This is a genomic window from Bradyrhizobium sp. USDA 3256 (assembly GCF_054058275.1).
On record NZ_JBSSAE010000002.1, the window covers coordinates 5,569,832 to 5,585,112 of the forward strand.

A 15,281-nucleotide genomic window follows, 5' to 3' on the forward strand; every position below is an offset into this window, starting at 1 on the left:
GCTATGGTCTTAGATCCATGTCGATCCGCACAAAATCGCCGCGATAGGTGACTTCACCGAGATAGATCACGGTGCGATCGCTCGCCGTGAAGACACGGCGGACTTCGGCAACCGGCGAGTTCAGAGGTACGCGCAGCAGCCGCGCCGCCTCGATATCCGCGGTTCCGATGGTCAATGTCTGGCGGGCGCTGGCAATCGCCGGATCCCTGAGATCGTTGAGGATCGGGATCACCGTCTCGTTGCGAAAGCGCTTGGGAGACCTGCGAAAGATCTTCTCATCGAGATAGATGGAAATGACGCAGTAAGGCTGCTTCTGGCGCGAGTGCAGACGGCGCATGAAGACATATTTCTCGGCCGGCTTGCCGTCTTCGGGAAGCAACGGCGCATCGCTCCGGCTTTCCGAGATGTTGATGATTTCCGGCGAGGTGTCGCGGTACATGTCCGCGAGATCGGACAGGGTGGTCTCGACCTTGAGCCAGCGGTCTTGCCGCACGGTGCCGGTGACGAAGGTGCCGCGGCCCTGCTGCGCCTCGATGACACCGTCGCGGGCGAGCAGCTCGACGGCCTGCCTGATGGTGACGCGCGAGACGCCGAACTCGGCCGCCAGATCCTCGTTGGCCGGCAGTCGAAAACCTTGACTCCAGACACCGCGCGCAATCCGCTGGCGAAAGATATCGGCAATCTGCGCGTATTTGGGGACGTGACTGTCGGAACTCAATTCCATCTCGCCCTCCGGAAATCAAGCGGCCCAATCACGGCATGACAAGGGCTGCACCGCGTTCCCCGATCATCAGGCTGGTCGCATTGGTGTTGGCCGAGGTGATCTGCGGCATCACCGAGGCGTCGATCACGCGCAGCCGCTCGACGCCGCGCACCCGCAGCTGCGGATCGAGCACTGCCCGCTCGTCGCTGCCCATGCGGCAGGTCCCGACGCAGTGAAACACCGTGCCGCCGGTGTTGCGCGCGAAATCCCATAGCCCGGCATCGTTGCGTGCGGCCTCGCCCGGCACCATTTCGACGTCCCAGAGCGGGCGGAACGCCTTTTGTTGATAGATCTCGCGCAAGATCTTCAAGCCGGCAACAATGGTCTTGCGGTCGATCTCCTCGGCGAAATAATTGGGCGCGATCAGCGGCTGCTCGAACGGATCGGCCGAACGGATCGCGAGCTGTCCGCGCGACCGGCCGTGGCATTGCCAGACCGAGGCCGTGAATCCGGAATAGCTGTGGAGGGGTTCGCCGGGCTTGTCGACGGAGAGCGGCATCACGTTGAACTGCACGTCCGGACGGCCGCCGACTGCATATTCGGTACAGGCCGCTCCGCCCACCTGTCCCGCCCCCACCGTCAACGGCCCCCGCCCGGCCAGCATCCACTGCAACCCCATCTTCGCGAGCGCGACGGGATGACGGACCTGGTCATTGAGCGAGATCCGCTCCTTCAGGCGCACGATCAGCCGTGCCTGGTAATGGTCCTGCAGATTGGAGCCGACTTCGGGCGAGTCGGTGACGACGGCAATACCGTGCTTGCGAAGCAGGTCGGCCGGACCGACCCCGGAAAGCTGGAGGATTTGCGGCGATTGCAGCGCGCCGCCGGACAGGATGACCTCGCGATCGGCTGTCGCGCGATGAACCTGCCCCTTGCTGATCCACTCGATGCCGGTCGCGACGCGGCCGTTGAAAGTGACTTTGCTGACCTGTGCATGCGTGATGACGGTCAGGTTGCGCCGGTCGGCAATCGGTCGAAGAAAGGCAGATGCCGAGCTGGTCCGCCAATGCCGCCCGATACCAAGCTGATAGGAACCGACGCCAAGCGTCGTCGCGCCGTTGAAGTCGGGATTGCGCGGCAGGCCGAATTGCACGCCCGCCTCCACCCAGGCCCTCGACGCCGGATTGTCGTTCCGGAGGTCGGAGACCTCGAACTCACCGAGGCCGCCATGAAACTGGCTCTCGCCGCCGCGATAGCGCTCGTAGCGCCGGAAATAGGGCAGCACGTCGCGATAGCTCCAGCCGTCGGCGCCGAGACGTTCCCAGTCGTCAAAATCCTCGTGCTGGCCGCGGATGAAGATCAGGCCGTTGATCGACGACGATCCGCCGAGCACGCGGCCGCGCGGCCAGACGATGGCGCGGCCGCCGCTTCCTTCCGACGGCTCGGTCTTGAACAGGCGCGAGAAGCGCTCGTTGTAGATGGTCCGGTAATACCCGACCGGCAGCTTGAGCCAGAAATTCCGGTCCGATCCGCCGGCTTCGAGCAGCAACACGCGGCAGGCAGGATCGGCTGACAGTCTGTTTGCGACCAAACAGCCCGCCGACCCCGCACCGACGATGATGTAATCGTAGCCAAGCCCCGACATCACGCGGTCCGGTATTGTTCGATCGAGGCAAGATCGGGCGCGATGCCGAGACCTGCCTCGTCGCCGAGCTCGATCATTCCATCGCTGACGTGAAGCACGGGGCCGCAGAATTGATCCCGCAGCGGGTTCTCATTGCTGTCGACCTCCAGCAGTCCCTCGCCGCCGACGCCCGCCAGAAGATGCGCCGACGCCAACAGGCCGATGCCGGCGCCGAGATAGTGCGGACAGAACATCTTGCCTGACGTCAGGATACCGCGGGCGATGCCGGCGCAAGCCGAAAGCCCACCCCACTTGGCGATGTCAGGCTGGACGACACCGAGAACCGGCTCGCTCAGCACCTCGGCAAAGCCAGCGTGGCTCGCGATGTTCTCACCGGCCGCGAGCGGAAAACGGATCGTCTCGTGGAGCTGCCTCCATTCCTGCCGCGGACGGTCCGCGCGGATGGGCTCCTCGAGCCAGGCAAGGCCGAACGGCTCGAGCTGCGGCGCACGCTCGAGCGCCTGCGCGATGGTCCAACCCTGGTTGACATCGGCCGCAAGCATGCCATCGCCGACGAGGCGGCGCAGCGCGGCGAGATTAGCCCGGTCGCCTGCCGGATCGAAGCCGATCTTCAGCTTCAAGGCGCGATAGCCGCGGCCGAGCGCTGCTTCCGCCGCCCGTTCCGATCCGACTGGATTGATGCCGCTGGCATAGACCTTGATCCGGCTCCGCGATCCGCCGAGCAGTTTCCACAACGCTACGTTCCGGCGGCGCGCATGGAGATCCCAGACGGCGAGATCGATGCCGGCGATCGACTGCGCGAATGGGCCCGCTTCGCCGGATTGCAACGCGAGCACCGAAGTCCCCTGCGTCAGCCGCTCGAATGCGGCACCAGGTTCGCTTGCCCTGAATCCGACAAGCGCCGGTGCCAAGACCTCGTTGACCAGCCGGACACGATGCTCGGCGCCCGGCGCGGGAAAGTTGCACCAGACCTCGCCCCAGCCCACGTAACCGTCCGTGTCCTCGACCCGAACGAACACGGCAGGCCGGTCCCCCATCCGCCCGAACGAGGTGATGACCGGTGTCGTCAGAGGATAGCGAAAGCCAAAGGCCTGGACGCTCCGGATGGTGAAAGGCGGCGATGTCATGCGCGGAAAAGCCTGCGGCGCCTACGACCAAAGCGGCGCTTGTATGGTCATCCTATTTATAATATGACTTGGGCAAACATCAACTGCAATCTGGGTGGTCGCGTCGAATGGACGGAGCTGGCGTGAGACGCTTTGGTCTCGGGTTGATACCGTGGGTCGGTGCGATCCTGCTCTGGTATGCCGTGCGCTGGAGCGGCTTCGTCAACACATCGCTGATCCCCGCCCCGCACCAGGTCGCCGCGAAGTTCGTCGAGCTTCTCACCAAGGAAGGCCTCCTGATCGACATCTTCGCCTCGACCAGGCGCGTCTTCTTCGGCGTCTCGCTTGGAATTCTCGTCGCGGTGCCCGTCGGCTTTCTGCTCGGATGGTATCGCCCGGCCCGCACCTTCGCCGACCCCATGATCAACTTCTTCCGCGCGCTGCCGCCGATCGCGCTGATCCCGCTCGTCATCGTCTATTTCGGCGTGGACGAGCTCGCAAAGCTCGTCATCCTGTTCTACGCCTCGTTCTTCTCCGGCGTGATCGTCATGTATGAGGGGGTCTCTCAGATCACGCCGCTCTATATCCGCGTGGCGCAGACGCTCGGTGCCAATCAGGCGGAGATCTTTCGCAAGGTGATCATTCCCCTCACCGTTCCGCACATCCTCACCGCGCTGCGGGTCGCGCTTGGGGTAGCCTGGGCGACGCTGGTGGCATCCGAACTGATCGCCGCCCAGCGTGGGCTTGGCGCCATGATCCAGAATGCATCGACCTATTTCCTGCTCGATGTCATCTATGTCGGCATCATCTGCATCGGCCTGATCGCGCTGATCATGGACATGATCCTGCGCAAGATCACGGCCCGGTTGCTGGTCTGGCAGGATCGGGCCATCGCATGACCACGCGTGCACGGTTCGACAAGGTTTCGCTTGCCTTCGAGACCCCGAAGGGACGCCTCAACGTCGTCGAGAATGTCAGCTACGATATCAACGATGGCGATTTCATCGCGGTGATCGGCCCGTCAGGCTGCGGCAAGACCACGATGATGAGCATGCTCGCCGGCTTCCAGAAGCCGACGACCGGAAGCGTGTCGTTCGACGGACAGCCCGTCGCTGGTCCCGGTCCCGAGCGCGGCGTCATCTTCCAGGAATATGGCGTCTTCCCGTGGCTGACGGTGAAACAGAACATCGCTTTCGGCCTGACGCTCCGGGCCAATCACGTCGCGGCCGGTGAGCGCGATTCGATCTGCGATCACTATCTCGGCCTGATGGGGCTGTCCGACTTCGCCAACTCCTATCCGAAGCATTTGTCCGGCGGCATGCGTCAGCGGCTCGCGATCGCGCGGGCTTACGCGGTGAAGCCGCAGTTCCTGCTGATGGACGAGCCGTTCGGTGCGCTCGACGCCCAGACCCGCTCCAACATGCAGAACCTGCTGCTCAAGGTGCTCCAGACCGAAGGCAAGACGGTCATGCTGATCACCCACTCCGTGGAGGAGGCGATCTATCTCGCGTCCCGTATCGTGGTGGTGACCGCGCGGCCGGCGCGGATCAGGCAGATCATCGACGTGCCGTTCGCCTATCCGCGCGATGAATCGATCCAGGAACGGCCCGAATTCGGCGAGCTGCGAAGCTATATCAAGCATCTGGTGATGGACGAGTATCGCGCCCAGCAGGCGCAGATGCGTCCGGCCTCATTCTCGGAATAACAACACAGCGGAGGACGACCTATGGATCGGCGACAATTTCTGACCACGACGGCCGGGCTTGCCCTGGGGTCCTTCACCGCCGCAGCCCCGGCGATTGCGCAGGCAAAAACAAAAGTTCGGGTCGGCTATCTGCACACCGTTGCCGTCGACGGCCAGATCTGGACCGGCATGGACCGCGGCTCCTTCGAAAAGCAGGGACTGGATCTCGAGCTGCGGCAGTTCAATACCGGCCTCGAAATCTTCCAGGCGCTGATCGGCGGCAGCCTCGACGTGCTGGCGACGGGCGCCGTGCTCTCGAACTTCCCGGCCCGCGGCCAGGGCAAGGTCTTCCTCATCAACGACATCGAGGTCGCGACCGCACAGCTCTGGGTGCGCGGCGATCAGGGCATCAAGTCATTCGAGGATCTGAAGGGCAAGCGAATCGCAACCGCGACCGGCACCACCGCGCATGTGTTCCTGGACACCGCGTTGCGCGCGAACAAGGTCGATCCCAAACAGGTCGAACTCGTCAACCAGACCATGCCGGCCGCCGTAACCGCGTTCATTTCAGGCGCGGTGCCTGCCGTCGCGCTCTGGGTGCCTTTCAACGTGACGGTTCGCGACAAGGTGCCGGGCGCGGTCAAGCTCGCCGACGCCTCAGCCTATTATCCGAAGGCCGCGATCATCGGCGGCTGGGCGGCGGCCAACGACTATTACGAGCCCAACAAGGAAACGCTGGCGAAGCTGATCCGTGGCTGGGCCGATGCCAATGACTACATCATCGCGAATAGCACCGAAGCGATGGAAAAGCTGCAGAAGGGCCATTACAGCCAGACGCCGATGGCCGACATCGACGAATCGTTCAAGGCGCAGAAGATGTTCTCGTCGCGGGACTGGAAGCGGATGTATTCCGACGGCACGGTCACCAACTGGCTGCAGCAATCGACCGACTTCTTCATGGCCAATGCCGGCATCAAGGACTTTACGCCGGCAAGCAAATATTTCGATCCGAGCCTGTATCTGAAAACGATTGCGTGACGCACCTGGACGCGAATCGCGTCCTAAAGCGCGATGAGATTAGGTTGAATCGTCATCGCGCCTTAGCTCTTTGTTTGAGCATGATCTTTTCGGAAAACCGCTTCGCACTTTTCCGGATCATGCTTTAGAGGTAGTTTTCGAACGCGACCCGCTGCGCGGGCGTCAAGTGCAAGCCGTGCTTGGTGCGCCGGTCCAGGAAGTCGGCGGGCTGCCTCGCCCACTCATTCTCGCGGAGATACACCGCTTCGCATTCATAGAACTCGGCGCCGAAATGACGGCCCAGGTCGGCGGCGCTGCGGACCGGACCCAGCAGTTGGCGCGCGCGCGTCCCATAGAGGCGGGCATAGTGATCGACGAGCGTTCGCGGCAAATCGGGATAGTCGCGTGCCAGCCGATTTGCGAATTCATCGAAGCTGCCGCCGATGTCGCCGCCCGGTAACGGCCGGTGCGCGGTCCAGGCCGACGACAACTTCGGAAACCACGGCGCGAAGCGCTGCAGCGCCTGCTCCGCCAGCCGGCGGTAGGTCGTGATCTTGCCGCCGAAGATCGACAGCAGCGGCGGCTCATCCTGCGCGCCGTGAACTTCGAACACATAGTCGCGCGTCACGGCCGACGGATTGTCGGCGTTGTCGTCGTAGAGCGGCCGGACCCCGGAGAACGCGTGCACGATCTCGCTCGCCTGCGGCGGCGTCTGGAAATAGCGGCGCAAGACCTGCAACAGGTAATCGATCTCGTCCTCGCCGATCGCGACGTCCTCGGCGCGGCCGTGATAGGGAATGTCCGTTGTGCCGATCAAGGCGAGATCATCCTCGTAGGGATTGACGAAGATCACCCGGCGATCGGTGTTCTGCAGCAGATAGGCCTGCGGCCCGCTCCAGAATTTCGGCACCACGATATGGCTGCCCTTGACCAGCCGTACACTCTGGGCCGAGTTCAGGCCCGTCACGCCCTGGATGACATCTTGGACCCACGGCCCGGCCGCGTTGACCAGCGCGCGCGACCGCACGACCTGCGTTGTGCCGTCGTCGCCGTGCATTTCGAGCAGCCAGGTCTCGCCGTCGCGGCGCGCGCGCACCGCCCGCGTGCGCGGCAGGATGCTGGCGCCGTTCTGCGCGGCATCGATCAAATTGAGGATCACCAGCCTGCTGTCATCGACCCAGCAGTCCGAATATTCGAAACCTCGCCGGAACTCCTGATGCAGCGGCGCGCCCTCCGGAGCGCGCGACAGATCCAGGCTGCGGCTCGCCGGCAGTTGCTTGCGGCCACCGAGATGGTCGTAGAGCAACAGCCCGGTGCGGACCAGCCACGCCGGCCGCTGCTCCGGCGAATGCGGCAGCACGAAGCGCATCGGCCAGATGATGTGCGGCGCCGACGCGAGCAGCACCTCGCGCTCGATCAGCGCCTCGCGCACCAGTCGGAACTCGTAATATTCGAGATAGCGCAGCCCGCCATGGATCAGCTTGCCCGAGCGCGACGAGGTGCCCTCGGCGAAATCATCCTTCTCGCAGAGCAGCACTTTCAGTCCGCGGCCGGCGGCGTCGCGGGCGATGCCGGCACCGTTGATGCCGCCACCGATGACCGCGATATCGACCAGCCCGTGATCTGTACCTGCGACCGGCGCAGTGCCCGTCATCGCTTGCTGCTGCGCCGTTTCTCGGCGCGGCGCGGCGCCGCCTTTGCCGTCGCGCGGGCCTTGTTCGGCTTCGGCGCCTGCAGGCCGTAGGTGGAGAACCCCTTCGCAGTGTCGGCAATCTCCTCGTCGGTCAGGATGACGCGCGACTCGAGCGCGAGCGAGAGGTAGTACTGCCGCGCGATGGTCTCGAGCTCGACCGCGAGCCACATCGCCTTGTCGAGATTGGCGCCGAGCGCGATCATGCCGTGATTGGCGAGCAGGCAGCCATTGCGTCCTTCGAGCGCCGCGATCGCATGATCGGACAATTCCTTGGTGCCGTAGCGCGCATAGCCGGCGCAGCGGATCTCGGTGCCGCCGAACGCCGCCATCATGTAATGGCAGGCCGGGATCGGCTTGCGCGCGATCGCGAGCACGGTCGCGTAGGTCGAATGGGTATGGACGATGGCGCCGACGTCGGGCCGGGCGCGCGTGATGTCGAGATGGAAGCGCCATTCGGTGGACGGCTGCAGCGGTCCCTCCCACGCGCCATAGTCGCCCTCCAGCGGCATCGAGGCGATCATCTCCGGCTTCATCGAATCGTAGGGGGTCGCCGACGGCGTGATCAGCATCCGGTCCTTGTAGCGGGCGGAGATGTTGCCCGATGTCCCCTGGTTGAGACCCGACGCATTCATCCACCGGCACTTGGCGATGATCGCCTCGCGCAATTGTCGTTCCTCACGGGTCATACCAACTGCCTTTCTCTTCAGCACGGATTGCGTGGCGGCTCGCCGGCCAGGAAGCGACGAACCTCTTCGGCCGCCTGTCCGGCGGCCACGGTGACGGTACGCACGGAGGCGCCGGCGATGTGCGGCGTCAGCGTGACGTTGAGGAGTTGCAAGAGCGGCCAGTCCGCCGGAACCGGCTCGACCGCGAAGGTGTCGAGCATGGCGCCGCCGAGATGCCCCGACACCAGCGCATCATGCAGCGCTTCGTAGTCGACCAGCGGACCGCGCGCCGTGTTGATCAGGAACGCGCCCGGCTTGATCCGCGCCAGCGCCTCGCGCCCGATGAAGCGGGTGGTCTCCGGCGTCACCCGGGCGTGCAGCGTGACGACGTCGGCGCGGCCGAGCAATTCGCCGAGCGCGACATGCTCGACGCCGTCATTGCGGTCCTGGGCGCTGAGCTGGACATAGGGGTCGGCGACCAGGATCTTGCAGCCGAAGGCCTTCAGCAGCTTGACCACGCGGCTGCCGATCGCGCCGTAGCCGACAATGCCGACCGTCATCTCGCCGAGCTCGCGCCCGGTACGGTCGGCGCGATAGAGATCGCCGCGCCATTCCCCGCCTCGCAGCGCCTCGTGACCGCTGCGGATCAGGCGTGTCTCGGCCAGAATGGCGCCGATGGTGAACTCCGCGACCGCACCCGCATTGCGGCCGGGCGTATTGACCACCAGCACGTTGTGGTCGCGCGCCGCCTGCATGTCGATGTTGACCGGGCCGCCGCGCGACACCGCGATGAACTTCAGCTTCGGCAGCCGCTCCAGCATCGACCGCGAGATCGGCGCCAGATGAGTGACGAGCAGTTCGGCATCGCCGATGAAACCGATGATCTCGTCGGGCTGCCCCATGAATTCCTTCAGACCGTCGAGCTTCGAGCCGGCGTAACCGTGCTCCATCGGCTCGTCCGGCCAGGGCTGCTCCAGGGTGCGGATATCGACGCCGTCGCCGCAGGCTGACCGGATGTGCTCAGCGAACACCGAGGGCAGCATGAAGCGGTCGCCGACGATGGCGATGGACTTAGACATGATCGCCTCCGGCGCGCAGCGCGGCGAGTTGCTTCCAGACCGGCCGCGACGCCAGCCTTGCCTCGAGATAGGTCGGGAAGATGCTGGCATAGCGCTTCGCCAGCGCGGCGTCCGGCGATTGCGGGCTACTGAGATGCGGCGCGACCCACTGCTCGGCACAGGCGCGCATGTCGGGATAGGCATCGATCGCGACCGCCGCGATCATCGCAGCGCCTGCGGCGCCGGCCTCGGCGCGGCTGCAGATGCGGACGTCGCAATCCAGTGCGGCCCCGAGGATGGCGCCGAGCGCACGGCTCTTCGCCGCGCCGCCTGTGATCCTGACATCGCGCGGCAACGACCCCATCGCCGCGTAACAATCCCGTGCGGCGAAGGCCAGACCCTCCATCACGCCGCGCATCAAGTCGCCATAGCGGTGACGCGAGCGCAGGCCGAAGAATTGCGCGCTGGCCTCATGCGCGACGAACGGACCGCGCTCGCCGGCATCGGAAATGAACGGATGGAACAGCACCTCGCCGGGCCTGGCCCGCAGCACCTGATCGTCGAGCCGGCGGATCAGCTCGGCGCGCGTGCGCGTCACGCCTTCCGTCGCCAGCATGTCGCAGGCGAGATCGAGCATCCAGTCGATATTCAGCGTCGCCGCCATGTTGGACTGCATCTGGGCATAATGACCCGGCACCGGGAACGGCATGGTGTAGCCGGTGGCCTCCCGGTTCAGCGTCACCGCGTCGGCGCTCGGAACCAGCCGCATATGCATGCCGGTCGAGCCGATGATGGTGCAGCCGACATCGGGTGACGGATCGTAGAGCCCGGCGCCGAGCGCATTGCAGATCACGTCCACATAGCCGAGGCACACCGGCACACCTTCCGGCAGGCCGATCTCGATGGCGGCGGCGGCTGTCAGTGGATGCGTCATCATCGCGCCGTCAACGACCGGCGGGAACAGGCGCGTCAGGTCGGCGATACCGATCAACCGCGCGGTCTCCGCATCGAATGCTCGCTTGCGGAAATCACCGCAGGAGAACGTGGCTTCCGACGGATCGGTTGCGCGTTCACCGGTAAGCAGGAAATAAAGCCAGTCCTTGCAATGGAAAGCCGTTGTTGCGCGGGCGATCGTGTCGGGCATATGGGCCTGCAGCCACGCCAGTTGCGGTCCCTGCTGGCAGGCATTGAGCCCGGAGCCGGTGCGGCGGTAGAGGGCCGCGTTGCGCTCGCCGGCGCGAATCTCCTCGACCAGCCGGCCGGCGCGCGAATCCAGCCACAGCAGCGCCGGCGCGACCGGCCGGCCGTCGTCATCGATCAGCCAGGTGCCGTCGCCCTGCCCGGTGACCGCGACGGCCGCGATCCGCGCCGACAGGTCAGGCACTGACTTCGCCAGCGCACGAATGACCGCGACCGTATCGCTCCAGGTTTGCGCCATGTCCTGCTCGACGTGGCCGCTCGCCGGGCTAGCGTACGCGTTCGGCCGCGAGACATCGGCAAGCTGCTCGCCGGTCAGCGTGAACGCCACGGCCTTGATCAGGGAGGTGCCGGCGTCAATGCCGATGATGACGTCGCGGCTGGCCGAACCAGTCATCGTCACGCTCCCTCCGCATGGCGAATGCAGGTCCCGTCGCCGCCGAAGATGTGCAGGTGACGCGGCTCCAGCGCGAACGAGATGATCTCTCCCGGCCGCGCGGCGACGCGGCCCGGCGTGACCGCGATCAGCATGCGGCCGCCGCAATCGCCGGCGACATGCGATTGATCGCCGAGCCACTGGTTGGAGACGACCTTGACCCTGACGTCACCGGTCCCGACCACGATCTTCTGCGGACGAATGCCGATCCGCACCTGCGGCGTGGCCGCGAGCGTCTTCGCCGCCTCAACGTCGAGCCCGGCGCCGGCGATATCGAAACGCATGTCGGTTCCGACCGACAGGCGGAAGCCGCCATCCGACCGCGTCACCTCGGCGTCGAGCAGGTTCATCGGCGGCTCGCCGATGAAGCTTGCAACGAACAGATTGGCGGGTCGGCCCTTCAGCTCCTTCTCGCTGGCAAACTGCTGCAGCACGCCGCCTTCCATGACCGCGATGCGGTCAGCCAGCGCACTCGCTTCGGTCTGGTCGTGGGTGACGAAGATCGCAGTCATGCCGCGCTCCGCGAGCAGGCTCTTGATCCGGCCGCGCAGCACCGCGCGCAGCTGCGGTTCGAGCTGCCCCATCGGCTCATCGAGCAGATAAAGATCGGCGTCGCGCACCAGCGCCCGTGCCAGCGACACGCGCTGCTGCTGGCCGCCGGAGATCGCGCGCGGATAGCTGTCGAGGATGTCCTCGATCTCGACCAGGCAGGCGATCTCGTCGACGCGGCGCGTTACCTCCGCGCGTGGCAGCTGGGCGGATTTCAGCGCGAACGCGATGTTCTCGCGGACCGTGAGCGGCGGATAGAGCGAGTAGCCCTCGAACGCCATCGCGACCTTGCGCCGCGCCGGCGGCAGCTCGTGGATCCGCCGCCCGCCGAGCGCGATCGATCCGGCGGAGACGTCCTCGAAGCCTGCGATCATGCGCAACGTCGATGTCTTGCCGCAGCCCGATGATCCCAGCAGTGCGACGATCTCGCCCTTCTCGACCGCCATGTCGAGTGCGCGCACCGCATGCACCGGCTCTTTGCCGCGGGTGCGATAGACCTTGTCGATGCCTCGAAGCTCGAGCATGTCCATGACCATCCGCTCCTATGCCGCCTTGAGCCGGTGCGACGCCCCGATCCGCAGCCCCGTCGCGCGATCGAACAGCATCGCGGCGTCGGGCGCGAAGCGAACGAAAACGGCATCGTCAGCCGCGCCTTGCGGTGCATCCGGCGGCAGCGCCGCCAGCCATTCCGTTCCGTCGGCAAGACGGAGCAGCAGCACCGCCTTCTCGTGCATCGGCGTGATCGCGAGAATGCGCGCCGGGATGGCGTCGTCGGTGGACGCGGACGAAACCGCGAGATCCTCCGGCCGGACGCCCAGCCAACATGCACCGGCAGGCGCTGCGCCATCGGCCGCCCCGAGCCGCATCCTGGCGCCGGCGACCGTGGCCAACAACATGCCGTGCTCCGCCACCGGCGATACCTCGGCGAGGTTGATGGTCGGATCGCCGAACAGGCGCGCGACGGCGACCGACGCGGGCTGGGCATAGATATCGGCGGGCGTCGCGACCTGCGCGAGCCGGCCGTCGATCAAGACTGCGATGCGGTCGGCGATCGCCATCGCCTCGCGATAGTCCTGGGTCACATAGAGCACGGCGGCGGTACCGCGCCGCAGCAGGTTCGGCAGCTCGAGCCGCATCTCGTAGCGCAGCTTGGCGTCGACATTGCGCAAGGGATCATCCAGCAGCAGGACATCCGGATTGCCGATCAGCGCCCGCGCCAGCGCCGTGCGCTGCTTCTGTCCGTTCGACAATTCGCGCGGCGCGTGACCGAGCACGTGCTCGATCTTGAGCAGCCTGCTGATCGCGGCAACGCGGCCGGCGACATCGCCGCCGCCGGCCTTGGCGCGCAGGCCGCTTGCGATATTGTCGCGGGCGGTCATGTGCGGGAACAAGGCAAAGTTCTGGAATGCCATGCCGATCCCGCGCCGCTCCGGCGGAGCACCGACCACCGAGCGGCCGCCGACGAGGATATCGCCGTCGTCGGGCTCGAACATGCCCGCGATCATGCGCAGCAGCACCGTCTTGCCGCTGCCGGACGGTCCGAACACCGCCACGATCTCGCCGGGCTCGACGGCCAGCGACAATCCGTCGGCGGGCCGTGCCGCACCGAATGCCTTGCTCACCGAGTTGATCTCGAGACGCGCCATCGGATCAGCCTTTCACCGCGCCGAGCGAGAGACCTTCGACCAGGTAGCGCTGCGCATAGAGCGCAAGCAACAGGGTCGGCGTCACCGACAGCACGATCGCCGCCGCGATCTGGCCGTACTGGATACCGGACGCGGTGACGAAGGCGAGCGCGCCGACCGTCACCGGCTGCTTGTCGGCGGAGGCCAGGATCAGCGCGAAGACGAAATTGTTCCAGCAGAAGATGAACGACAGCAGTCCCGCCGCGGCGATCCCCGGCCCCGCCAGCGGCACCGCGATCCTGGTGAAGGCCTCGCGCCAGGAATGCCCGGCCAGTCGGTAGGCATGCTCGATATCAGGGCTGATATCCTCGAAATAGCCGCGCACGATCCACAGGATCAGCGGCAGCGCGATCAACTGATAGACCCAGACGATCCCGAAGTAGGTGTCGTTCAACCCTAGCTCCTGGTAGTACAGCGACAGCGGCAGGAGCACGAGCAGCGGCGGCGCAAAGCGGAACGACAGCAGCGTGAACGCAATGCTCTCGCCGAGACGGAATTTGAAGCGCGCAAAGGCGTAAGCCGCCGGCACGCCGAGCAGCAGCGCCAGCAGCACCGCCGCGCTCGACAACACGACGCTGTTAAACAAATTGCGCATGAAGGAGATCTGCAGATTGCCGGCCGCGGTGCGCAGCTGGCCGGAGATCAGCGCCTCGTAATTCGCAAGCGTCGGCTCGAACAGGATCCGCGGCGGGATCCGCAGGATCTGCTCGTTGGTCTGGAACGACATCAGGAAGATCCAGACGATCGGAAACATGAAGAAGATCAGGATCAGCGTGAGCGCCACGCCGCGGAAGATGCGCGACCGGCAAGGCTGGAATGTTCCATCGCTCCCCTCCCCGTCACGCGTGGCCGTGCGCACGCGCGCGCAGCCGCAGCCAGTTCTTGATGAAGATGTTCGACAGGATGTTGGTGATCAGCCACAGGATCATCAACAGCGCCGCCGATCTGCCGACATTGGTGTACTGGAAGAACTCCAGATAGGCCTGCACCTGGAACACCATCAGCCGGTCACCCGGCCCGCCCTGCGTCATCGCATAGATGATGTCGAACTGCTGGATCGAATCGAGCAGCCGGAACAGCGACGCCGTGATGATGTAGGGCGCCAGCATCGGCAGGGTGATGCGGAAGAACACGAAGCTCGCCGGCACGCCGTCGAGCGCCGCGGCCTCGAACGGCTGCCGCGGCAACGAGCGCAGCCCCGCCAGCAGCAGGATCATGATGAAGGGTGTGTAGACCCAGACGTCGACCAGCACGACCGTGAACAGCGCACTCGATGGATCGGAGGCCCATTTGAACTCGGTGACGCCGAACAGGCCGACCAGATAGGACAGGATGCCGAAGCTCGGATTGGTCATCAGCTTCCACATCAGCGCGGCGATCGCCGGCGCCGTCATCAGCGGCAGCAGCAGCATGATCGACACCGCGTTGTGGAAGCGGGTCGGCCGGCGCAGCAGCAGCGCGATGCCAAGACCGAGCAGCAGCTCGAGCACGACCGTGACCACGGTATAGGTGATCGAGACGCGGAACGTATTCCAGAACGCCGGGTCGGACAGGAAGTCGATGTAGTTTCCGGCGCCGATAAAGCCGCGCAGATGAGGCAGGTTCAGCCGGTAGCGCTGCAGCGAGTAGACCGCCGCGGTCACGAACGGAACCAGGATCGCCACGCAGACGAGCAGCGCCGGCAGGCTGAGCAGATAAGGCAAGAGGCGCACGCGCGGCCTTGGTTTGGCCGGCGTTGCCTGCGCGTTCGTCTGGAGAAGTTGGACCATGCTCATGATGATAAGAGATCGCGTTGGGCTGGCAAACGCCGCCGGCTCGGATGGGACAAGGGTCCGAGCCGGCG

Annotated in this window: 13 protein-coding genes and 1 pseudogene; 3 read left to right on the forward strand and 11 right to left on the reverse strand. The window is 65.4% G+C overall.

From position 1 onward, the window contains the following. Window position 1 precedes the first annotated feature (1 nt). Genes ACVWY5_RS28270 through ACVWY5_RS28280 form a run of 3 tightly spaced genes read right to left on the reverse strand, consistent with a single transcriptional unit; the run spans window position 2 to window position 3,475 of the window. Complete coding sequence (locus tag ACVWY5_RS28270) at window positions 2-724, reverse strand: GntR family transcriptional regulator (RefSeq protein ID WP_028335658.1); 723 nt, start codon at window positions 722-724, stop codon at window positions 2-4. Between the two features lie 28 nt (window positions 725-752). Then, on the reverse strand, window positions 753-2,348 hold the full coding sequence (locus ACVWY5_RS28275) for a GMC family oxidoreductase (RefSeq protein ID WP_028335659.1): 1,596 nt from the start codon (window positions 2,346-2,348) through the stop codon (window positions 753-755). Next, the gene (locus ACVWY5_RS28280) at window positions 2,348-3,475 is read right to left on the reverse strand and encodes a mandelate racemase/muconate lactonizing enzyme family protein (RefSeq protein ID WP_028335660.1); all 1,128 of its coding nucleotides are present in this window, start codon (window positions 3,473-3,475) and stop codon (window positions 2,348-2,350) included. The genes ACVWY5_RS28275 and ACVWY5_RS28280 overlap by 1 nt, the downstream gene beginning before the upstream one ends. 122 nt (window positions 3,476-3,597) lie before the next feature. Here ACVWY5_RS28280 and ACVWY5_RS28285 point away from each other — a divergent pair, with 122 nt between their 5' ends. Genes ACVWY5_RS28285 through ACVWY5_RS28295 form a run of 3 tightly spaced genes read left to right on the forward strand, consistent with a single transcriptional unit; the run spans window position 3,598 to window position 6,176 of the window. Further along, window positions 3,598-4,353 (forward strand): ABC transporter permease, encoded by a 756-nt coding sequence (locus ACVWY5_RS28285; RefSeq protein WP_028335661.1) that lies wholly within the window; start codon window positions 3,598-3,600, stop codon window positions 4,351-4,353. Further along, window positions 4,350-5,159, forward strand: a complete 810-nt coding sequence (locus ACVWY5_RS28290) for an ABC transporter ATP-binding protein (RefSeq protein WP_028335662.1) — start codon at window positions 4,350-4,352, stop codon at window positions 5,157-5,159. The genes ACVWY5_RS28285 and ACVWY5_RS28290 overlap by 4 nt, the downstream gene beginning before the upstream one ends. Before the next feature lie 21 nt (window positions 5,160-5,180). After that, complete coding sequence (locus ACVWY5_RS28295; RefSeq protein ID WP_028335663.1) at window positions 5,181-6,176, forward strand: ABC transporter substrate-binding protein; 996 nt, start codon at window positions 5,181-5,183, stop codon at window positions 6,174-6,176. Window positions 6,177-6,300: 124 nt separating this feature from the next. Here ACVWY5_RS28295 and ACVWY5_RS28300 read toward each other — a convergent pair whose 3' ends face one another. From ACVWY5_RS28300 to ACVWY5_RS28335, 8 genes and pseudogenes are all read right to left on the reverse strand, one after another. Then, window positions 6,301-7,809, reverse strand: a complete 1,509-nt coding sequence (locus ACVWY5_RS28300) for a glycerol-3-phosphate dehydrogenase (protein ID WP_028335664.1) — start codon at window positions 7,807-7,809, stop codon at window positions 6,301-6,303. After that, window positions 7,806-8,534: a class II aldolase/adducin family protein gene (locus tag ACVWY5_RS28305; RefSeq protein WP_028335665.1), complete on the reverse strand. Its 729-nt coding sequence runs from the start codon at window positions 8,532-8,534 to the stop codon at window positions 7,806-7,808. The genes ACVWY5_RS28300 and ACVWY5_RS28305 overlap by 4 nt, the downstream gene beginning before the upstream one ends. Window positions 8,535-8,551: 17 nt before the next feature. Next, window positions 8,552-9,592 (reverse strand): 2-hydroxyacid dehydrogenase, encoded by a 1,041-nt coding sequence (locus ACVWY5_RS28310; RefSeq protein ID WP_028335666.1) that lies wholly within the window; start codon window positions 9,590-9,592, stop codon window positions 8,552-8,554. Then, window positions 9,585-11,165 carry an FGGY-family carbohydrate kinase gene (locus ACVWY5_RS28315; protein WP_028335667.1) on the reverse strand — a complete coding sequence of 527 codons (1,581 nt, stop codon included), beginning with the start codon at window positions 11,163-11,165 and terminating at the stop codon, window positions 9,585-9,587. The genes ACVWY5_RS28310 and ACVWY5_RS28315 overlap by 8 nt, the downstream gene beginning before the upstream one ends. Before the next feature lie 2 nt (window positions 11,166-11,167). Beyond that, the gene (locus ACVWY5_RS28320) at window positions 11,168-12,283 is read right to left on the reverse strand and encodes an ABC transporter ATP-binding protein (RefSeq protein ID WP_431015034.1); all 1,116 of its coding nucleotides are present in this window, start codon (window positions 12,281-12,283) and stop codon (window positions 11,168-11,170) included. Window positions 12,284-12,295: 12 nt separating this feature from the next. Then, window positions 12,296-13,399, reverse strand: coding sequence for an ABC transporter ATP-binding protein (locus tag ACVWY5_RS28325; RefSeq protein ID WP_028335669.1), 1,104 nt, complete (start codon window positions 13,397-13,399; stop codon window positions 12,296-12,298). 4 nt (window positions 13,400-13,403) lie between these two features. After that, window positions 13,404-14,263, reverse strand: a pseudogene (locus ACVWY5_RS28330) (carbohydrate ABC transporter permease). A 14-nt stretch (window positions 14,264-14,277) separates the two neighbouring features. Then, window positions 14,278-15,207 carry a carbohydrate ABC transporter permease gene (locus ACVWY5_RS28335; RefSeq protein ID WP_321176940.1) on the reverse strand — a complete coding sequence of 310 codons (930 nt, stop codon included), beginning with the start codon at window positions 15,205-15,207 and terminating at the stop codon, window positions 14,278-14,280. Between the last annotated feature and the right edge of the window lie 74 nt (window positions 15,208-15,281).

Excerpts from the sequence above, each read along its gene's own strand:
- ACVWY5_RS28295 (WP_028335663.1), top strand. The coding sequence starts at position 5,181 with ATGGATCGGCGACAATTTCTGACCACGACGGCCGGGCTTGCCCTGGGG.
- ACVWY5_RS28335 (WP_321176940.1), bottom strand. The coding sequence starts at position 15,207 with ATGGTCCAACTTCTCCAGACGAACGCGCAGGCAACGCCGGCCAAACCA.
- ACVWY5_RS28310 (WP_028335666.1), bottom strand. The coding sequence starts at position 9,592 with ATGTCTAAGTCCATCGCCATCGTCGGCGACCGCTTCATGCTGCCCTCG.
- ACVWY5_RS28275 (WP_028335659.1), bottom strand. The coding sequence starts at position 2,348 with ATGTCGGGGCTTGGCTACGATTACATCATCGTCGGTGCGGGGTCGGCG.
- ACVWY5_RS28300 (WP_028335664.1), bottom strand. The coding sequence starts at position 7,809 with ATGACGGGCACTGCGCCGGTCGCAGGTACAGATCACGGGCTGGTCGAT.
- ACVWY5_RS28280 (WP_028335660.1), bottom strand. The coding sequence starts at position 3,475 with ATGACATCGCCGCCTTTCACCATCCGGAGCGTCCAGGCCTTTGGCTTT.
- ACVWY5_RS28325 (WP_028335669.1), bottom strand. The coding sequence starts at position 13,399 with ATGGCGCGTCTCGAGATCAACTCGGTGAGCAAGGCATTCGGTGCGGCA.
- ACVWY5_RS28305 (WP_028335665.1), bottom strand. The coding sequence starts at position 8,534 with ATGACCCGTGAGGAACGACAATTGCGCGAGGCGATCATCGCCAAGTGC.
- ACVWY5_RS28290 (WP_028335662.1), top strand. The coding sequence starts at position 4,350 with ATGACCACGCGTGCACGGTTCGACAAGGTTTCGCTTGCCTTCGAGACC.
- ACVWY5_RS28270 (WP_028335658.1), bottom strand. The coding sequence starts at position 724 with ATGGAATTGAGTTCCGACAGTCACGTCCCCAAATACGCGCAGATTGCC.
- ACVWY5_RS28315 (WP_028335667.1), bottom strand. The coding sequence starts at position 11,165 with ATGACTGGTTCGGCCAGCCGCGACGTCATCATCGGCATTGACGCCGGC.
- ACVWY5_RS28320 (WP_431015034.1), bottom strand. The coding sequence starts at position 12,283 with ATGGACATGCTCGAGCTTCGAGGCATCGACAAGGTCTATCGCACCCGC.